The 16,107-nt window shown below is 71.1% G+C and carries 14 protein-coding genes; 7 read left to right on the top strand and 7 right to left on the bottom strand.

Annotated features, from left to right (window positions below; genetic code table 11):
• Positions 1-64: 64 nt before the first annotated feature.
• Positions 65-1,321 (bottom strand): ROK family protein, encoded by a 1,257-nt coding sequence (locus OG407_RS09105; protein WP_405856738.1) that lies wholly within the window; start codon positions 1,319-1,321, stop codon positions 65-67.
• A gap of 28 nt (positions 1,322-1,349) precedes the next feature.
• Entirely contained in the window at positions 1,350-2,795 is a 1,446-nt protein-coding gene (gene xylB / locus OG407_RS09100) for a xylulokinase (protein ID WP_405856736.1), read from the bottom strand.
• A 185-nt stretch (positions 2,796-2,980) separates the two neighbouring features.
• Here xylB and xylA point away from each other — a divergent pair, with 185 nt between their 5' ends.
• A complete protein-coding gene (gene xylA, locus OG407_RS09095; protein ID WP_328684880.1) occupies positions 2,981-4,147 on the top strand; it encodes a xylose isomerase in 1,167 nt (388 codons plus the stop codon).
• A 350-nt stretch (positions 4,148-4,497) separates the two neighbouring features.
• The gene (locus OG407_RS09090; protein ID WP_405856734.1) at positions 4,498-4,761 is read left to right on the top strand and encodes a hypothetical protein; all 264 of its coding nucleotides are present in this window, start codon (positions 4,498-4,500) and stop codon (positions 4,759-4,761) included.
• Positions 4,762-4,784: 23 nt separating this feature from the next.
• Here the strand turns inward: OG407_RS09090 and OG407_RS09085 are convergent, their stop codons facing one another.
• Entirely contained in the window at positions 4,785-6,131 is a 1,347-nt protein-coding gene (locus OG407_RS09085; RefSeq protein WP_405856732.1) for an esterase-like activity of phytase family protein, read from the bottom strand.
• Positions 6,132-6,490: 359 nt separating this feature from the next.
• Positions 6,491-7,915: a rifampin monooxygenase gene (gene rox / locus OG407_RS09080; RefSeq protein WP_405868337.1), complete on the bottom strand. Its 1,425-nt coding sequence runs from the start codon at positions 7,913-7,915 to the stop codon at positions 6,491-6,493.
• 375 nt (positions 7,916-8,290) lie between these two features.
• Here rox and OG407_RS09075 point away from each other — a divergent pair, with 375 nt between their 5' ends.
• Both OG407_RS09075 and OG407_RS09070 read left to right on the top strand, forming a co-directional pair.
• On the top strand, positions 8,291-9,355 hold the full coding sequence (locus OG407_RS09075) for a fatty acid desaturase family protein (RefSeq protein WP_405856730.1): 1,065 nt from the start codon (positions 8,291-8,293) through the stop codon (positions 9,353-9,355).
• A 133-nt stretch (positions 9,356-9,488) separates the two neighbouring features.
• Entirely contained in the window at positions 9,489-9,671 is a 183-nt protein-coding gene (locus tag OG407_RS09070) for an NfeD family protein (RefSeq protein ID WP_405856728.1), read from the top strand.
• 211 nt (positions 9,672-9,882) lie between these two features.
• Here the strand turns inward: OG407_RS09070 and OG407_RS09065 are convergent, their stop codons facing one another.
• The 3 genes from OG407_RS09065 to OG407_RS09055 all read right to left on the bottom strand — a co-directional run bounded on the left by OG407_RS09065 (position 9,883) and on the right by OG407_RS09055 (position 12,171).
• Positions 9,883-10,857 (bottom strand): hypothetical protein, encoded by a 975-nt coding sequence (locus OG407_RS09065; protein ID WP_405856726.1) that lies wholly within the window; start codon positions 10,855-10,857, stop codon positions 9,883-9,885.
• A 135-nt stretch (positions 10,858-10,992) separates the two neighbouring features.
• Positions 10,993-11,289: a hypothetical protein gene (locus tag OG407_RS09060; RefSeq protein WP_328684887.1), complete on the bottom strand. Its 297-nt coding sequence runs from the start codon at positions 11,287-11,289 to the stop codon at positions 10,993-10,995.
• A gap of 282 nt (positions 11,290-11,571) precedes the next feature.
• Positions 11,572-12,171 carry a class I SAM-dependent methyltransferase gene (locus tag OG407_RS09055; RefSeq protein ID WP_405856724.1) on the bottom strand — a complete coding sequence of 200 codons (600 nt, stop codon included), beginning with the start codon at positions 12,169-12,171 and terminating at the stop codon, positions 11,572-11,574.
• Positions 12,172-12,323: 152 nt separating this feature from the next.
• On the opposite strand from OG407_RS09055, the gene OG407_RS09050 reads away from it, so the two are divergent.
• From OG407_RS09050 to OG407_RS09040, 3 genes are read left to right on the top strand one after another with little or no spacing between them, the layout of a single operon-like run.
• Positions 12,324-13,097 carry an MHYT domain-containing protein gene (locus tag OG407_RS09050; RefSeq protein WP_405856722.1) on the top strand — a complete coding sequence of 258 codons (774 nt, stop codon included), beginning with the start codon at positions 12,324-12,326 and terminating at the stop codon, positions 13,095-13,097.
• Positions 13,098-13,146: 49 nt separating this feature from the next.
• A complete protein-coding gene (locus OG407_RS09045) occupies positions 13,147-15,672 on the top strand; it encodes a nitrate- and nitrite sensing domain-containing protein (RefSeq protein WP_405856720.1) in 2,526 nt (841 codons plus the stop codon).
• Positions 15,669-16,106 (top strand): roadblock/LC7 domain-containing protein, encoded by a 438-nt coding sequence (locus OG407_RS09040; protein WP_019062684.1) that lies wholly within the window; start codon positions 15,669-15,671, stop codon positions 16,104-16,106. The genes OG407_RS09045 and OG407_RS09040 overlap by 4 nt, the downstream gene beginning before the upstream one ends.
• Position 16,107: the final 1 nt, after the last annotated feature.

The raw sequence follows: 16,107 nt of genomic DNA, 5'->3' as shown, positions 1-16,107 counted from the left end.
TTCCGTGGACGACGGCGGAACTGTGGATAACCCGATCACTCGGACGGGTGAACTCGGCCGTTTTTCAGGCCTTTTCGGCCATGTTGTCCCCAGCTCGTCCGGCCACGATTCCCCCGGTCCGTTCGGCCACTGCCGCCGGGTCGTCGAGGACGGCCCGCACCACCGAGTGCGCGGCCCCCAGCAGCGGGCCCTCGGGCCCCAGCCGCGACACCGACACCGGACAGGCGGGCCCCGCCGTGCGCCGCGCCAACTCGGCCTCCAGTGACGGCAGTAGCCAGGGCGCGAGACCGGACAGCGCGCCGCCCAGCACCACCAGCTGCGGATCGAGGAGGTTGACCGCGCCGGTCAGCGCGATGCCGAGCGCCGTACCGGCGTCGTGCAGGGCACGTCGTACCGCCTCGTCGCCGTCGGCGGCGCGGGTCGCGAGCAGACCGACCCGGTCCGCGCCGGGCTTCAGCCCCGCAGCCCGCAGCACCGCCTCCTCACCCGCGTACTGTTCGAGGCAGCCGCGCCCGCCGCACGCGCACTCCGGCCCGTCCGGACGCACCGGGACATGCCCCAACTCGCCCGCGAATCCCCGGGTTCCGCGCAGCAGCCCCCCGTCCACCACGACCGCGGCGCCGATGCCGATCTCGGCTGACACATGAAGAAAATCGCGCGGAGTGGTCTCGCCCAGCCAGAGTTCGGCGAGCCCGCCGAAGTTGGCCTCGTTGTCCACAGTGGGCGGCAGTTCGGCGGGCAGCAGGGCGCCGAGATCCGTGTCGTGCCAGTCGAGATTCGGGGCGCGGACGACCGTACGGCCGTCGCGTGCGACCAGACCGGGCACGGCGACCGCGAGCCCGGCCGGCCACAGGCCCTCCGCGTCCGCCTCGGCGACGATCTGCCGTACCAGCGCGGTGAGTTCGGCGAGCACGGGTTCGGGGGAGCGGCCGCGGTTCACGCCGTGCCGTACGGCACGGGCCCGTATCTCGCCGCGCAGATCGACCGCGCAGACCGCGAGATGGTCGACGCCGATCTCCGCGCCGATCCCGGCCGGACCGCGTCCGCTGACGGCGAGCGCCGATCCGGGCCGGCCCACCCGGCCGGGCCGCTCGGGGCCCAGCTCTTCGAGGAGCCCCGACCGGATCAGCTCGTCCACCAGCGTCGACACCGCCGCACGGGTCAGTCCGATGCGCGAGGCCACGGCCGCGCGCGAGAGCGGGCCCTCGGCGCTGACCGTGTGCATCACGCGCGCGAGGTTGCGCCGGCGCATGCCCTGCTGGGTGTCGGGCAGGGCACGCCCGGACCCGGCGGGGTGCGCCTCGTGCAGCGGTGCGGTCATGCCTCCGTCAGTCCTCGGTCGGTGTGCGTCAACGGGCGTCCGGCCCCCGTTCGAGCAGCGGAGCCGCGTCGGAGAGTACCCCGGAGATCCTGGCCAGCGTCGCCTCGTCGCGCTCCACGGCGTCCAGCACCGGCCCGGCCGCCGTGTTCCAGCGCCGGGCCACCGCGGCCGGGTCCTCGCCGGTCAGCAGGCCCGCGGCCTGCGCGGCGGCGCCGAGTGCGACGAGTTCCTTCGCCTCGGGCACCTGCACCGGACGCCCCGACAGCCGCCGTACGGTCTCCTGCCAGGCCGTGCCCCGGGCGCCGCCGCCGATCAGCAGCAGCGGAGTGGTGCGGTCCGCGTCCTCGTCGAGGACCAGGTCGAGCGCGCCCAGCAGGGCGTGCACGGCACCGTCGTAGGCGGCCTGGAGGAGCTGGCCGCCGGTGGTGTCGTGACGCAGGCCCATCAGCAGGCCCGAGGCGTTGGGGAGGTTCGGGGTGCGCTCGCCGTCCAGGTAGGGCAGGAGGGTGACCGAAGTACCAGGTTCCACGGCTTCCCGGTCAAGGCCCAGCAGCGCGGCGACCCGGTCCACGGCGAGGGTGCAGTTCAGGGTGCAGGCCAGGGGCAGCCAGTCGCCGTGCGCGTCGGCGAAGCCCGCGACCGTGCCGGACGGGTCGGCGGGGCGGTGCTTCGACACCGCGTACACGGTGCCCGAGGTGCCGAGGCTGAGCACGGGGACTCCAGGGCGTAGCCCGAGACCCAGCGCGGCGGCCGCGTTGTCACCGGTGCCCGGCGCGACCAACGTGCCCTTGGAGAACGGCAGATCGTGGCAGTCGCGCACCGTCCCTGCCACCTCGCCCGGCCGCACCACCCGGGGCAGCAGCGCCGGGTCGAGCCCGACGTGCCGCAGGATCTCCTCGTCGTACGACTCGGTCCCCGAGGCCCACCAGCCGGTGCCGGAGGCATCGCCCCGGTCCGTGGTGCCCTGCCCGGTGAGCCGCTCGGTGAGGTAGTCGTGGGGGAGTCGTACGGCCGCCGTGGCGCGCACCGCCTCCGGTTCGTGCTCGGCGAGCCAGGCCCACTTCGTGACCGTGAAGGAGGCTCCGGGCACACTGCCGGTGCGCTCCGCCCAGGCCTTCGGACCGCCCAGTTCCTCGATCAGGCGGCGGGCCTGCGGCGCCGAACGCACGTCGTTCCACAGCAGGGCGGGACGTACCGGCTCGCCCTGGGCGTCCAGGGTGACCAGGCCGTGCTGCTGGCCGCCGATCGACACGGCCGCCGCCTCGTGGGCCGCGTCCCCGCACTGGCGCAGGGCCTCGCACAGGGCGTCCCACCACTGGCGGGGGTCGCTCTCGCGGCCCGCCCCCGAGGTGACGGTGTGCGGCGCCTGGCCGCTCGCGACGATCCGTCCGGTGGACACATTGACGACCAGCGCCTTCGTGGACTGGGTGGACGTGTCCACGCCGACGACGAGCGGACCCTCGGCTGCTGACATCGGGCTCTCCCTTTTTTCCGCGGCTCTGCGGGCTCTGACCTGGTGTTTTCAAGGCTTTCCGGGGTGCGGTGACCCGTACCCCACTCCTTCAGGGACACCTTGTCCCTTCCCAGAGCTGCGTGTGCATACTAATTTGTAAACCGCCATGACGAAATAGTCGCAGCGAAGCAACAAGGAGCCGCGTCATGAACTACCAGCCCACCCCCGAGGACAGGTTCACCTTCGGCCTTTGGACCGTCGGCTGGCAGGGAAGGGACCCGTTCGGCGACGCCACCCGCCGTGCCCTCGACCCGGTCGAGACGGTGCAGCGCCTGTCCGAGCTCGGCGCCCACGGTGTGACCTTCCACGACGACGACCTGATCCCCTTCGGGTCCTCGGACACCGAGCGCGAGGCGCACATCAAGCGCTTCCGCGAGGCTCTCGACGCGACCGGCATGAAGGTGCCGATGGCGACCACGAACCTCTTCACGCACCCCGTCTTCAAGGACGGCGCGTTCACCGCCAACGACCGCGACGTGCGCCGCTACGCCCTGCGCAAGACGATCCGCAACATCGACCTCGCGGTCGAACTGGGCGCCGAGACCTACGTCGCCTGGGGCGGCCGCGAGGGCGCCGAGTCCGGCGCCGCCAAGGACGTACGCGTCGCCCTCGACCGCATGAAGGAGGCCTTCGACCTCCTCGGCGAGTACGTCACCGACCAGGGCTACAGCATCAAGTTCGCGATCGAGCCCAAGCCGAACGAGCCCCGCGGCGACATCCTCCTCCCCACCGTCGGCCACGCCCTGGCGTTCATCGAGCGCCTGGAGCGCCCGGAGCTCTACGGCGTCAACCCCGAGGTCGGCCACGAGCAGATGGCCGGGCTCAACTTCCCGCACGGCATCGCCCAGGCCCTGTGGGCGGGCAAGCTCTTCCACATCGACCTCAACGGCCAGTCCGGCATCAAGTACGACCAGGACCTGCGCTTCGGCAACGGCGACCTGCGTGCCGCCTTCTGGCTGGTCGACCTCCTGGAGAGCGCCGGTTACGCCGGCCCGAAGCACTTCGACTTCAAGCCGCCGCGCACCGAGGACCTCGACGGCGTGTGGGCGTCGGCGGCCGGCTGCATGCGCAACTACCTGATCCTCAAGGAGCGTTCGGCCGCGTTCCGCGGAGACCCGGTGGTCCAGGAGGCGCTGCGCGCCTCGCGTCTGGACGAACTGGCGCAGCAGACCGCGGCGGACGGCCTCAAGTCGCTGCTCGCGGACCGCTCGGCCTTCGAGGACTTCGACATCGAGGCGGCCGCCCAGCGCGGGATGGCCTTCGAGCAGCTCGACCAGCTCGCCATGGACCACCTCCTGGGAGCACGCGGCTGACGGCACGCACGCGTGCGTCACTCACGGGCCCGTTGGTGTCCGTGAGGTGCCGATCGTGACCGACCCCCGCGCGGAATGCTCCGGAATCATGCGATCCATGGCATGAGCCCGTATCAACCACCGCGCGGGGGTCGCGCCATGACCTTCACGCGGCGACTCTTGGCGGTATGGCCATGCCGCCCGTACCGCCTCGACCGCCCGGACCTCCAGGCGCCGCACCGCCTCCGGGAGGCGGTTTCGGACCGCCACCTCCTGGAGACTTCGGACACCCTCCGGGAGGGGACTACGGGGACGGGGATTATGGGCCGCCTCCCCGCAGGCGCCCCCGGCCGCTGTTCATCCTGCTCGCCGTGGTCGTGGCTGCCGGAGCCGTCGCCGTCATCGTGCTGATGGCTCGCGGGGGACATGACTCACCGGACAAGAAGACGCCCGCAGCGACCAGTTCGAGCACGAGCCGCAGCCCGTCCCTCACCCTCCCGACAAAGCTCCCCACCAGCCTGCCGACCAAGCTCCCGACGACGCTCCCGACCGCGCTTCCGTCGAACTTCCCCTCGGAATTGCCGAGCGAGGTTCCCAGCGACATCGAGTCCCTGCTCCCGTCCCTGTTCGGCTAGCCGCCTCAGGAGCCGACGGACACTCAGATGCCGTGCGGCAGCTTCAGGTACACCACGGTCGTCTTGATACCGCTGTCGACCAACCGCCCCTGCGCGTCGAACGCGCCCGCGCCGTCCGTCATCCCGAAGTCGTTGTCATTCACGAGGACGAGGGTGTCGTGATCCACGCGCGCGACGCCCTCGATCTTCTGCGGCACCCCGGAGACGGTCCCCAGGTCGACGACCAGCTTCTTGGCCAGCACCGGGACACCCGCGGCGGCCGGGTCGTCGAGCTGCTCCAACGACGGGGACGTCGTGTCGTCGTCGTAGCGACCGCCGAGAATGTTCGACTTCCGGCTCAGCTTCACCAACTGCAGCCGGGCCGCCTTGTCGGTGCGTTCCTCGACCAGGAGCCGGTCGTCGCCCACGGCGACCACCGAGGAGATCTTGAGTTCGGAGGTGTCGTCCTCGCTGGGGTCGACCACGTTCACCGGGTCGAAGCGGTACGCGTACTCCGCCGTGACCGCCTTCTTCTTCGTGGAGAAGCGCAACAGACGGGTGTTGAGCGACGCGTCCCCGGCATCCCCGTCCGGCAGCGACAGCGGGCTCTGCAGGGCCATCACCAGGTCGCCGCCGGGCAGTTGAGCGAGCCCTTCGAAGCCGCGGTTGATCTTCCGGTGCAGCAGGACGGCCGGCAGCGCCTCCACCACCGGGTAGTCGGCCCCGGTCAGATGCAGCCCCTTGGGCACGTACCGCGTGAGCACTTTCCCGCGCGCGGAGACGTGCACCAGGGAGGGCCCGTACTCGTCGACGAGCCAGAAGGACCCGTCCCCGGCCCGCACGATGCCCTCCGTGTCCAGCCCGTTCGGGTTGTACGACAGCGGCGTCTGAGCGTCGTAGGAGTACGGCGCCTCGTCGCGTCCCTGTTGGTTCGACAGCCCGGTGACGGCCTTCCCGGAGGACGTGGTGATCGGGAGGGCGTCCAGGACCTTCACCTTGTCCCCGGAGACACGGATCTTCACGATCGCCGGGTCGAAACCGGGCACGGGGAACGTACGGCGCTTCGTCCCGCTGACCTTGATCTGGCCGTTGGGCCCGCGGTCGGTGACCGTCCAGTACTCGCCCTTGCGGCCGGCCGGGTAGATGTCGCTGCCGATGCCGCCTAGGTTCACTCCCCGGTCGTTGTCCACCGTCCCGGGCAACAGCGCGTTGCTGAACGCGCCGAGCGGGATGTCGCCCAGCGTCGCCGTCCGCGTGACATGGGCGGCCTCGGCCTTCGCGGGGGCTCCTACGGCCGTACCGGCGGCCACCAGGGCGGCCACCACGGCGAGCGGAACACCCACCGCGACGGGACGACGGACGCGGCGTCGGACGAGGTCGTGCGGGGACATCGGGCCTCCTGAGGACAAGTTGGCTGACAGCGGCCAGAGTTGGGTGTCGTGAGGAACGATGCTCGACGGTGAGGTGAATCCGGGGTGTCGGCCGCTTGTCGGGCGGGCTCGGCATTCGCGACGGGGCGGCCGGAAATCCGATCACCATGTGCGGTTGCGGCAGCGGCCTGTCCGACGAGCCGTTGGTCCACGAGCGAGCCGCCGCTGAGCGGCTCCGTACCATCGCCGCGCTGGTGTCGAGGAACTGCGGGCCTGAGCCCTGGCCCGAGCGACGGCGGCGTTCCACGCGGACAGGGAACCGTTCTACCCGGGAGGCTGGGCGTTCCCGGCGTCCTGAGCACAGGAGGCGGGGAGAGCCTCTAGTGGGGCGCGCCGAACCACCTGGGCAGTCGGCTGAACAGATCCTCCTGGCCGTCGCCAACCCACGCCACGTGGCCGTCCGGCCGCAGAAGCACCGCGGGTGCATCCAGTTCCTCGCTGACGTCGACTACGTAGTCGACGCGATCCGCCCAACCCGCGACCGAGAGCCGGCCGGTCTGGTCGAGCAGGAGACCTCGGCCGGTGCGCATCAACTCGTAGAGGCGTCCCTGCTTCAGCTTCACGTCCCGCAGTCGTCGGCCGAGGAGTTCGTGGCCCTCGCCGAAGTCGTAGCGGATCCCGACCGCTGTGATCATCTCGGTCACGTACCGGTTCACCTCCTCGAAGTCCATCAGTGTCGAGAGCAGTTCCCGTAGTGCGGTCGGACCGGGATCGGTCCCCAGGAGCGTGATCTGCGCGCGCGTGTTGGCGATGACTCGGGCACCTACGGGGTGTCGTTCGGTGTGGTAGCTGTCCAACAACCCTTCCGGAGCCCAGCCGTTGACCTCGGCCGCCACCTTCCAGCCGAGGTTGAACGCGTCCTGCACACCCAGGTTGAGCCCCTGCCCGCCGGTCGGCGGGTGGATGTGTGCCGCGTCGCCGGCCAGCAGGACCCGGCCGACCCGGTAGCGCTCGGCCTGCCGGGTCGCGTCGCCGAACCGGGACAGCCAGCGCGGCGAGTGCACGCCGAAGTCGGTGCCCGCGACGGCCCGTAGCTGCTGCTTGAAATCGTCGAGGGTCGGTGCGGTGGCACGGTCCTCGGCAACGCCGTCGGCGGGCACGACGACGCGGTACACGCCGTTCTCGCCGGGGCTGACGCCGAACCGCAGTTGGGTCTTGCGGACTTCCTCGACGGCGGCGGCAATGGTCGCCGGATCCTCCGCCACCTCCATCTCGCCCAGCAGCGTCTCGACCGTCGCGGGTTCGCCGGGGAAACCGACGCCGAGCACCTTGCGTACCGTGCTGCGGCCGCCGTCGCATCCGACGACGTAGCGCGAGCGCAACTGCGACCCGTCCGCCAACTCGACGGTCACCCCGTCCTCGGCCGGACTCAACCCGATCACCTCGTGGCCGCGCCGGATCTCGGTGCCGAGTTCGACGGCGCGCTCTTCGAGCAGGCGCTCGGTGACCGGTTGCGGGGTGGCGACGCCGTACGGGTGGGCCGTGTCCAATCGGTCCGGCCACGGTTTGACGATGCCTCCGAAGAGACCGCCCACCTGGAACTTCTCACTGACCGCGAGGAACCGGTCGAGGAGGCCGCGCTGGTCCATGATCTCGACACTGCGCGCGTGCAGACCCTGCCCGCGGGACTCCCCGGTCGGCTCGGCCAGCTTCTCCAGCACGACCACCTGCACGCCGTGCAGCCGCAACTCGCAGGCCAGCATCAAGCCGGTCGGTCCGCCGCCGACCACGATCACGTCAATCATCAGAACGCCCATCCAAGGAGATTCGTTTCCGGTCGGCCGCTCCGTGGAACTGAACTTCGCGATCTTTCGTTTCCGCAGGCCCCGGCCTCGGTCGGCCATTTTGCGGGACGTTCCGGGCCTTGCCGCAAGCCCCCAGTCGCGCTATACGTTGGGTATGGCAAGGAGTGGACGAACTCCTTGCCATTGCCTATTTCCGGGTACTTCTCCGCAGGCTCAATCCCTGGGGGCCGGGGCGGTGAGGGTGTCGTCAACCCCCCTGCGAGGACCCGGCTGACCCCCGTACGGACACGGGGGGTTCCGCCATGGTCGCGACCGGTCACCGATTCGTACGTTTGCTCAGGTCAGCCCGTTGCCTGAGAGAGCCGGAGACCGGACATGTCCCAGACCACCGCAGTCATCGGCGCGCACGATCCGGGGGATGCCGTCGCGGCGCCCCCAGGAAGCGAGTTCGCGCCCCTCCTGCGCACGGTCAAGGGCAGAGGTCTACTGGAGCGGCGGTATGCCTGGTACGCGCGCTGCGTCGCCGCCAACGCCCTCGCGGTGGGCGGCATCGTCACCGGCATCGTCCTGATCGGCGACTCCTGGCTGACGCTGCTCCTGGCCCCGCTGCTCGCCGTGTTCGGTGGCCGCACGGCCTTCATAGGCCACGATGCGGGCCACTCCCAGATCGCCGGCGGCAAGGCCGTCAACCGCGTCATCGGCCTGATCCACGGCAACCTGCTGCTGGGGATGAGCTTCTCCTGGTGGAACGACAAGCACAACCGCCACCACGCCAACCCCAATCACATCGACAAGGACCCGGACGTTGTCGCCGACATCCTCGTCTTCACCGGAGAGCAGGCCAAGTACCGCTCAGGATTCCGGCGCTGGCTCACCCGCAACCAGGCATGGCTGTTCTTCCCGCTCACGCTCCTCGAAGGCATCGCTCTCAAGGTCCACGGTTTCCAGGATCTGAGGCGCCAGCCCCGTCGCGAGCGGGTCGTCGAAGGCGCTCTTCTGGTGAGCCATGTCGTGGCCTACGCGACGCTGTTGCTCATCTCGATGTCCCCGGGGAAGGCACTCGCGTTCGCCGCGCTGCACCAGGCCCTGTTCGGCCTGCACCTCGGCCTGGCCTTCGCGCCCAACCACAAGGGCATGGAGATGCCGGACCCGAACGGCGAACGGTGGGGCCATCTCCGCCGTCAGGTCCTCACCTCGCGGAACATCCGCGGCGGCGTCCTGACCGACTGGTTCCTCGGCGGCCTCAACTACCAGATCGAACACCACCTCTTCCCGAGCATGCCGCGACCCAATCTGCGGCTCGCACAACCCCTGGTGCGCGCCCACTGTCAGGATGTGGGTATCCCCTACGTGGAGACGGGGCTCGTCGACTCCTACCGGCAGGCCCTGCGCCACCTCCACGAGGTGGGGGAGCCGCTGCGCATGGAGTGGACGGAGTGACGGAACAGCCGACGGCCCGGATACCAGTAGGGGAAGCGCCTCAGGGATGTCTCAGGGTCGCGATCCGGAACTGTGAGGAGCGCGGACCCGTTTTCAGAACAGAGTGCGGCTCCGGCCGCGGAGGAGGCGACATATGTCGAAGAACGCGAAGATCGCCGTAGGAGGTGTGGCGGTCGGGCTGATCCTGTTGATCTGGCTGCCCTGGTGGGTCTCATTCCTGATCGTCGTGGGAGTGCCGACGGCCGCATATCTCACGCTGGACCCCTCGCAGCGGCGTCGGCTGCGCCGCGCGGCGGGCAAGGAGATCGGCCGCTGACGGCACGGATGCCCGACTGTGTTCCGGCCCGGCGTACAGGAGCAGAGCACAGCACAGCGCCGTTCGCGGGACTGCCGATAGCGGCCCTGCGGACGGTGCGCTGCCGAGCACCGTCCACGAACCGAGCCTTCCTCGTCGACCCGGTCGATCGAGCGTGACCCGAGCGTCCGGGCTCCCGGGCCCAAGGCCGCCCGTATCCGCGCCCAAGGGCTCAACTCGGCCGTACGGCCAGCTTGTCGAGCGCTTCCAGGAGGCCGGGCAGCTCGGGGCCCCGGCCGACCGGTAGGACCTCGCCGGGCTCGTCGTCGAGGAGGACGAACGCTATGTCGTCGGTTCGGGCCACCAGCGACCAACCGGGGCCGTCGGCGCGGAGCGTGCGTGCGTCGCCCGGTGCGAAGGACGATCTGACGCGGCCGAGGGGCGGCGGGGAGTCGACGTACGCGCGGACCTCCGTCAGCACCCGACGGACCCCGCTGTGGCCCGCCTGCGGGCCTTCCCCGGTGCCGCTCGCAGAGGTTCCGTCCGAGGTGTTGCCGTCCGACGGTGTTCCGTCCGCGTCGGTCGCGGCGTCGGAGGTGGCGGCGTCGGAGGCGGCGGAATCGCGGGTGACGTCCGAGGCGGCCTCGTGCGTCTTCGACGCGTCACTGGCCCCGTGCTGCGCCTCCTGCGCCTCCTGCGTCGAGAAGGTCGAGTCGTCGATCTGCTCGCGCCACAAGGCCCATTGCAGCGCGATTTCGTCGGCACCCAGCCGTCGCTGTGCCGGACCCCAGGTGGTGGTGTCCGGAGGAGTCAGCGGTGGCCGGTCCACGAGGTCGGGGTCCGGATCGTGCGGCGCGGGCACGTTGGGAGCCGCCACGGCGACCGCGAGCGGCCAGCCCGGCAAGGCGGCGACCACCGTGCGCTCGCTCGGCGACAGGTCGTACTCCATGCCGCAGTCCCAGGACGCGATGGCGACCGCGACCAGCGATACATCGTCGATGACGACCGTCCACCGCGACCCGTCGCCGTCCTGGCCGAGAACCAGGCCGTACCCGTCGGCGAGCGGCGCCATACCGAGCGCCGCACAGGCCTCCGGGTAGTCGTCGCCCAGCACACTCGGGAACTTCGCCGGCGTCAGCAGCACCGCCGTGAGCACATAGAGCGCATCGTCCTCGGCGGCGACGGCCTCTTCATCCGTGTCGGCCATCCCAGCCTCCCCATCATTCGTCCAATCGCGCGCACCCTAGTGTGCGCGGAAGCCGCTTGTCACGACTCCCAAGTACACCCGGAGCTGCAGTTTTCCGGCTGGACAGGGCGAAATGACCTCCGGTGACCCGAACTGTCAGGCCGCGGGGAGCCCAAGAAGCGCACGAGCCACCGTCCTTGGCGACTCGTCACGCTCCCTGGCGAGCGCGACGACGGCCCGGCACGCCAGCTCGCTCACCCCGAAGGACAGCGCCTCCGGCGACACCCAGCCCGCGGCCTCGTCGATCCGGTCCTGGTCGTCCTCGGCGCGGGCCGACACGTACACGGCGGCGGCCTCGAAGAGATTGTGCGGGCGCCGTTGCGGGCCGCTGCTCGGCTCCGCGCGCGTGGAGGTGAGAAATCTGGCGAAGGTCTTACGGGGCCTGTCGAACATGCTGACCACCTTCCCCTGCGTGATTCCCTGTCGCTGACCGTTCATCTAGTGCTACCCAACGTAGAGTTGGAGTTGTGGCGGCAGAAGGGGGCCGGTGCGGTGAAGCGCGCATCCAGCGCTCCGCACGGAGACGGGTCAGCCGTCGAGTGACTCCAACGTGGCCCGCAGCTATGCCAGTTCGGCCCGCTGCGGGACTACGGTGCGGATCCGACCCCGTCTTGCGCACGACCCCGAAGCCCTTCGCGGCGACGGTCGCGGGAAACGTGTGACCCGCGCGCGGGCTCAGCTCTCGCGCACGGCCAGCGTCAGGAAACGGGCGTCCTCGTCGGCGTACGACGTCATGCGCCACCCCGAACCGGCCAGCAGCGGGCGGAGGTTGGGCTCCGCGCGCAGGTCGTCCGGTGTGATCTGGCGCCCCTGACGCGCCGCGAGTGCTGCCCGGCCGATCGGGTGGAAGAGGGCCAGCGTGCCGCCGGGGCGCACCACGCGCGCCAACTCCCGTAGATTCTCCTCAGGTTGGGGCAGATGAGCGATCAGGCCCGCCGCGAACACGGCGTCGAGCGACTCCGACCGCACCGGCAGCGCGGCGACGTCGGCGAGCAGCAGGAGCCCGTCGTGGCCCCGTCCGGCCCGTACGGCGGCCTCCAGCATGGCCGGGGTCAGGTCGGCGCCGAGCACCACTCCGGACCGTCCCACGGCCCCACGGAGCGGCGGCAGCGCGCGCCCGGTCCCGCAGCCCGCGTCGAGCACCCGGTCTCCCGCACGCAGCCCGAGTTCGGCGACCGCGGCGGCGTAGACGGGGCCGTCGTCGGGGAAGCGGCTGTCCCAGTCGGCGGCGCGCGCACCGAAGAACTCCTGGACATGCGTGTGGTCGTCGCTCATGTTCCGCATGATCCCTCACCGACACGGATGACGCTTCGGCGCACATGTTCGAGCGTGACGCGGTCGTTCAGGTACCTCTCCGCGTCAGATTGCAACACCTTTCGAAATGCGCCCCCTTTGTGCACCCATGCCCCTACTAGCGTCCCCTGGTCATGGGACACCTGGACCACGCCACCTTCGGCTGGCTGACCCCCGCGCTGTCATACGTGATGGCCTGCATGGGCTCCGCACTCGGGCTGCGCTGCACCGTCCGCGCGCTCGGCGCGACCGGCCGGTCGCGCCGCAACTGGCTCATCACCGCGGCCTCCGCGCTCGGCACCGGCATCTGGACCATGCACTTCGTGGCCATGCTCGGCTTCGGCGTCAGCGGCACCGACATCCGCTACGACGTCCCCCTGACCATGCTCAGCCTCCTCGTCGCCATGGTCGTCGTCTGTGCGGGCGTCTTCGCGGTCGGCTACGGCCGCGACCGGGGCCGCGCGCTCGTCCTCGGCGGCCTCACCACCGGACTGGGCGTCGCGAGCATGCACTACCTGGGCATGGCGGCGATGCGGTTGCACGGAGACGTGAGCTACGACCCGATGCTCGTCGCACTCTCCGTGCTCATCGCCGTCGTCGCGGCGACCGCGGCCCTGTGGGCGGCCCTCAACATCAAGTCGCCCGTGGCCGTCACCGCCGCCTCCCTCGTCATGGGAGCGGCCGTCAGCAGCATGCACTACACCGGCATGTTCGCGGTGCGCGTGCATGTCACGCCCTCAGGGGCGGTCCTTCCCGGCGCCACGGCGATGCAGTTCATCTTCCCCCTCGCCGTGGGCCTCGGGTCCTACCTGTTCCTGACCTCGGCGTTCGTCGCGCTGTCGCCGACCACGGGGGAACGCGAGGCCACCGCCTCGGCCCAGCGGCCGGTCGAGAGCGTCGCCCGCTAGCCCGGCCCGCGCAGCACGCCCCTGAGAACCACTTCCGAGCGAGGAGGCCATGCGTACCCCCCGTAGGACCCCGAGAGCCGGCGCCGAGGCGCCGCCCGTGCGCGGTCGTCGCGCGCACGCCGGACCACCCGCCGACGAACTCTTCGACGACCCCCTGGACGCCCCGTCGGAGGACATACCCCCGCGCGCGGGACGATGGCGGATGCGTCCCCGTACCGTGCGAGCCAAGATCGTCTGCCTGCTGATGGTGCCGGTCGTCTCCCTGCTCGCGCTGTGGGCGTACGCCACTGTCAGCACCGCCCAGGACGTCTCCCGGCTACGGCAGTTGCAGCGCGTGGACTCCGCGGTGCGCAGCCCCGTAGCAGCGGCCGTCGCGGCGTTGCAGGCCGAGCGGTCGGCCGCCGTGCGCTACGCGACCGACCCCGACGCCGAGCAGAGCGGGGATCTGAAGAAGCTGGCGGCGAGCACGGACCGGGCGGTCGCCCGGTTGCGGCTCGGCGACGACAACACCGTTGCCGACGGCGAGGAACTGCCCGCCGGAGTCGCCCGGCGCCTGAAGACCTTCGTCACCGGAGCCGAGCAACTGCGCTCACTGCGGACCGACGTGCTCGCGCACCGCGCGGGGTGGGACGAGACCTACGGGCAGTACACGAAGACCATCGCGACGGCCTTCGCCGTGGGCGGTGCGCTCACCGGAATCCAGGACGCCGACCTCGGATCCGACGCGCGCGTGCTCCTCGAATTCTCCCGGGCCGGGGAATCACTGTCCCAGGAGGACGTGATGCTCGCCGGCGCCCGTCTCGACGGCAGGCTCGACGGGGAGCGGCTGAGGCTGTTCACCGGCGCCGTCGACACCCGACGCACCCTCACCGACTCCGCCGTCGAGGACCTGCGCGGCTCCGAACGCGCCGCCTGGCAGCAGCTCGCCGACACCAGCGACTACGCCGCGGTCGGCACCGTCGAGGACAAGGTCCTCGCCACCAACTCGGGCACCAGGGCGATCGCCGCGGCTCCGGAGACCACCTGGAACAACGCGCACGCACGCGTGCAGGACGGCATGCGCATCATCGAGTCGGACGCGGGCGGCGGGGTGGCCGATCGCGCCGATCCCTTCACTCGCGGGCTGCTCACCTCCGCCGGTGCCGCGGTCCTGCTCGGACTCGCCGCCGTCATCGCGTCGCTCGTCATCTCGGTGCGCATCGGACGCGGCCTCGTCGTCGAACTCGTGAGTCTGCGCAACGACGCCCTGAGCATCGCCCGCCACAAACTCCCCGAGGCCATGCGGAGACTGCGCGCGGGGGAGGAGATCGACATCAAGGCGGAGGCCCCACCCGGTTCGCCCGCGGAGGACGAGATCGGACAGGTCGTCGAGGCCCTGAGCACCGTGCACCGCGCGGCTCTGCGGGCCGCCGTCGAACGCGCCGAACTCGCCAGCGGCATCTCCGGGGTCTTCGTCAACCTCGCGCGTCGCAGCCAGGTCCTGGTGCACCGTCAACTCAACCTTCTGGACAGCATGGAACGCCGCTCCGAGGACCCGAACGAACTGAGCGACCTGTTCCGCCTCGACCACCTCACCACCCGTATGCGACGGCACGCCGAGAGCCTGATCATCCTCTCCGGAGCGGCACCCGGCCGGGCCTGGCGCATGCCGGTCTCGCTGACCAACGTCGTCCGGGCGGCCGTCTCCGAGGTCGAGGACTACGCGCGCGTGGAGGTACGGCAACTCCCCGAGGCGGCCGTCGTCGGCACCGCCGTCGCCGACCTCACGCACCTGCTCGCCGAGATCGTGGAGAACGCGGCCCAGTTCTCGCCACCGCACACGCGCGTGCGGGTCACCGGCGAACCCGTCGGCAACGGCTACGCCGTAGAGGTCGAGGACCGAGGCCTCGGCATGGGCGCGGAGTCCCTGGGCGACGCCAACCGCCGCATCGAACAGTCCGAGGCCCTCGACCTCTTCGACAGCGACCGGCTCGGCCTCTTCGTGGTCAGCCGGCTCGCCGCCCGCCACGGCATCAAGGTGCACCTGCGGACCTCGCCCTACGGCGGAACGACTGCGGTCGTCCTGCTGCCGACAGCGCTGCTGCACGGCGGCGCGGCGGAACGTGCCCCGCGCGCGGCGGTCGAGGACGGGGAGCGGGCCGTGGAACGCGAGTACGCGCGCGTACCCGCCGCGCCCCAGCACCAGGAGTCCGTCCCGGCCTCGGCCGACCGGCCCGCCCTGGCGGTCTCCACACGGGCCGCCGCGGAGCCGGCGAACGACACCCCGCCCCCCGGAGTCACCACCTTGCGACTGCACCGTCCCCCCGAGGACACCGAAGGGACCGACGAGAACGACGACCTCCCACGCCGCGTACGGCAGGCGCACCTCGCCCCCCAGCTCCGCGAACAGCCCACCGCGGAACGGGAACAGGCGTCGGCCGCCCCACGCGACGACCACCGCACCCCGGAGGTCGTACGGGACCGGATGTCGGCCTACCGCGAGGGCTGGACGCGCGGCGGCGGCAGACAACCGGGCCGCGGTGCCACCCCAGGCCCCGCAGCGGGCAGCGACAGCAGCGAAGGAGACCCCGCGTGATCCAGGACCCGAGCATGAGGGCCGCCCAGCGGTCCGGCGAACTCGACTGGCTGCTGGACGACTTGGTGCTGCGCGTGAGCGAAGTACGGCATGTCGTGGTGCTGTCCAACGACGGCCTCGCCGTCGGCGCGTCGACCGATCTCAAGCGGGAGGACGCCGAACACCTCGCCGCGGTCGCCTCCGGATTCCACAGCCTGGCCAAGGGCGCGGGGCGGCACTTCGGAGCCGGCGGAGTACGGCAGACCATGGTGGAGATGGACGACGGGTTCCTGTTCGTGGCCGCCGCCGGAGACGGTTCCTGCCTCGCCGTCCTCACCGCCGTCACGGCCGACATAGGCCTCGTGGCGTACGAGATGGCGCGGCTGGTCAAGCGCGTCGGCGAGCACCTCTACACGCCGCCGCGCGTCGGTGCGCGGCCGCCCGCAGCCGGATGAG

It is taken from the genome of Streptomyces sp. NBC_01515, from assembly GCF_045040345.1.
Classification (GTDB): domain Bacteria; phylum Actinomycetota; class Actinomycetes; order Streptomycetales; family Streptomycetaceae; genus Streptomyces.
The sequence above is the reverse complement of the archived record's forward strand: the minus strand, read 5'-3'. Positions and strand labels throughout refer to the sequence as shown.